The sequence below is a fragment of the Nonlabens ulvanivorans genome, assembly GCF_000732625.1.
Classification (GTDB): Bacteria; Bacteroidota; Bacteroidia; order Flavobacteriales; family Flavobacteriaceae; genus Nonlabens; species Nonlabens ulvanivorans.
This window is the reverse complement of record NZ_JPJI01000013.1, coordinates 1-3,673: the sequence shown is the minus strand read 5'-3', so window position 1 is coordinate 3,673 and position 3,673 is coordinate 1. Positions and strand designations below refer to the sequence as shown.

Sequence of the window (3,673 nt, the reverse complement as noted above, 5' to 3'; positions counted from 1 at the left end):
TGAAATAGCAGCAGGAACCGATCCAAATGATCCATGTAGTTACAATGTTGCAGATGTAACCGTAGTAGTAACAAGCACAGTAGATTGTGATGGAGATGGAGTAACCGATGCGGATGAAATAGCAGCTGGAACCGATCCAAATGATGCTTGTGATTACGATCCAGCAAGTGTGACGGTAACTGTAACAAGTACAGTAGATTGTGATGGAGATGGAGTAACCGATGCCGATGAGATTGCAGCAGGAACAGATCCAAACGATCCATGTGATTACAACGTAGTAGATATTACAGTTCCAGTAACAAGCATAGTAGACTGTGATGGCGATGGTGTAACGGATGCCGATGAGATCAACGGACCAGATGGTAACCCAACTACAGCAGACGGAACAGATCCAAACGATCCATGTGATTATGATCCATCAAGTGTAACAGTAACAGTTACAAGTAATGTAGATTGTGATGGAGATGGAGTAACGGATGCTGATGAGATAGCAGATGGAACTGATCCAAACGATGCATGTTCATACACAGTAGGAAGTGTAAGTGTACCAGTAACAAGTACAGTAGATTGTGATGGAGATGGAGTAACGGATGCTGATGAGATAGCAGATGGAACTGATCCAAACGATGCATGTTCATACACAGTAGGAAGCGTGAGTGTGCCAGTGACAAGCACAGTAGATTGTGATGGTGATGGAGTAACTGATGCCGATGAGATTGCAGCAGGAACAGATCCAAACGATCCATGTGATTATAACGTAATAGATATTACAGTTCCAGTAACAAGCACAGTAGATTGTGATGGCGATGGAGTAACGGATGCCGATGAGATCAATGGACCAGATGGTGATCCAGCTACAGCAGATGGAACAGATCCAAATGATCCATGTTCATATGATCCAGGAAGTGTAACGTTAGCTGTAACAAGCACAGTAGATTGTGATGGCGATGGAGTAACTGATGCTGATGAAATAGCAGATGGAACTGATCCAAACGATCCATGTTCTTATAATGTGGGAAGCGTTAGTGTATCAGTAACAAGTATAGTAGATTGTGATGGTGATGGAGTAACCGATGCAGATGAAATAGCAGCAGGAACCGATCCAAATGATCCATGTGATTATAATGTAGCAGATGTAACAGTTCAAGTAACAAGCACAGTAGATTGTGATGGTGATGGAGTAACTGATGCGGATGAAATAGCAGATGGAACAGATCCAAACGACGCATGTTCTTACACAGTTGGAAGCATAAGTGTAGCGGTAACCAGCACAGTAGATTGTGATGGAGATGGAGTAACCGATGCAGATGAAATAGCAGCTGGTACTGATCCAAATGATTCATGTGATTATAATGTAGGTGATATCACTGCACCAGTAACGAGTGTAGTAGATTGTGATGGTGATGGTGTAACAGATGCAGATGAAATCAATGGTCCAGATGGCGACCCAACAACTCCTGACGGAACAAATCCAAACGACCCATGTAGTTATGATGTAGGTAGTATAAGTGTGTCAGTAACAAGCACAGTAGATTGTGATGGTGATGGAGTAACAGATGCCGATGAAATAACAGATGGAACGGATCCACAAGATCCATGTGATTTCAATGCAGCTAGTGTAACTGTTGCACAAACAGGAGATTATTTAGCCGCTGATTGTGATGGTGATGGTATTTCAAATGGAGATGAACTTGCGCAAGGAACCGATCCAAATGATCCATGTGATTATGATGCTTCAGCACAGAATATCAATGATGTCTCGACACTTTGGTTAGGTGGAGATTGTGATGGTGATGGTGTACCTAATGGAACTGAAATTGGTGACGGTACAGATCCACAAGATCCATGTGATTTTGATGTGAATAGTCAAGTAATTGCAAATGTTACTAGTGCATGGAATAGTTTGGATTGTGATGGTGATGGTGTAACCAATGGTGACGAAGTGATAGACATGACAGATCCACAAGATCCATGTGATTATGTGTTAGCTAGTCAAACGTTAACACCTTCATTAGCATGGGAAGCTTTAGATTGTGATGGTGATGGTGTAAGTAATGGTGTTGAGATAATCGATGGTACAGATACGCAAGATCCTTGTGATTTAATGTACACCAGTCAAGATACTATTCCTACAACGGTTTGGACTAACTCCGATTGTGATGGTGACGGTGTTACAAATGGTGATGAAGTTATAGATGGAACAAATCCAATTGATCCTTGTGATTTCATGCTTGAAAATGTAACAGTTCCTCAGACAATGGCATGGGAAGCATTAGATTGTGACGGTGATGGAGTTAGTAATGGAATAGAGGTTGTAGATGGAACAGATCCTTTAGATCAATGTGACCTGAACGTTAGTAGTCAAGACTTAACTCCAAGTGCTGATTGGCAACTTCTAGACTGTGATGGTGATGGTGTTACAAATGCAGATGAAGTTGCAGATGGAACTAATCCTACTGATCCTTGTGACTTTATTGTTGCTAGTCAAACAACAACAGTTGGTGGAGACTTTAATGATGCAGATTGTGATGGCGATGGTGTTACAAATGGCGATGAAATTATAGATGGAACGGATCCAAATGACCCATGTGATTTCATGACAGCTAGTCAGACCGTAGATACATCAGATGAATATGGTCAGTTAGATTGTGATGGTGATGGAGTTTCTAATAGACAAGAGGAAATTGACGGAACAGATCCTCAGGACCCATGTAGTTATGAGGCTATATCTCAAGACTTGGTTGCTGCCACAGGAGAATGGGATAATCTAGATTGTGATGGTGATGGAGTCAGTAATATTGACGAACTATTACCGCCAAATGGAGGAACTCCTACAGATCCTCAAGATCCTTGTAATGTTGATCTTGATAATCAAAGTATGACGCCTGATCAAGCATGGTTAGATGCTGATTGTGACATGGATAATGTTTCAAATGGAGATGAACTGGGTCAAGGAGATACTGATGGTGATGGTATACCAGATGTGTTCGATATCGATGATGATGGCGACGGTGTTGCTACGATTTACGAGGACTATGATGGTGATAACGATCCTACTAATCAAGATTCTGACGGAGACGGTATTCCAGATTATTTAGATGTTGATGATGACGGTGATGGTATCGATACTATAGATGAAGGAGCAAATCCTGACGGCGACTTAGACCCCAATTCAGGTGATATTAGCGACATAGATAATGATGGTATACCAGATTATCTTGATCAGGACGCTAGAAGAGTTGTAGTATGGAACGCTTTGACACCTGATGGTGATAACCAGAATGATTTCTTCCTGATTCAAGGAATTGAGAATTTTGATAATACAGTCAGTATATTTAATCGATGGGGAATTGAAGTATTCAAGACTGACAACTACAATAATACTACTCGACGTTTTGAAGGTGTTTCTGAAGGTAGATCGACAATAGGTCAAGGAGATAAATTACCTACAGGTACTTATTATTATGTAGTTGAGTATATCGATGACTTTGGTGGTGTTCAACAGATAGCAGGATACCTTTATATACGATAAATGATTAAAAAGTATCCCGATTTGTTTGACATTTCGGGATACCTTAATTGAAACATAAGAAGAGATGAATAAATTATTAACTATTATATTATTGTTCGCTTTCGCGAAAGCGGTTACTGCACAACAGGATCCACAATACAC

The 3,673-nt window shown here is 40.8% G+C and carries 1 protein-coding gene; it reads left to right on the top strand.

Annotated features, from left to right (window positions below; translation table 11 throughout):
• Positions 1-3,532: T9SS type B sorting domain-containing protein (locus IL45_RS02165; RefSeq protein ID WP_036579774.1), on the top strand; the 3,532-nt coding region annotated here is incomplete at its 5' end.
• Positions 3,533-3,673 lie beyond the last annotated feature (141 nt).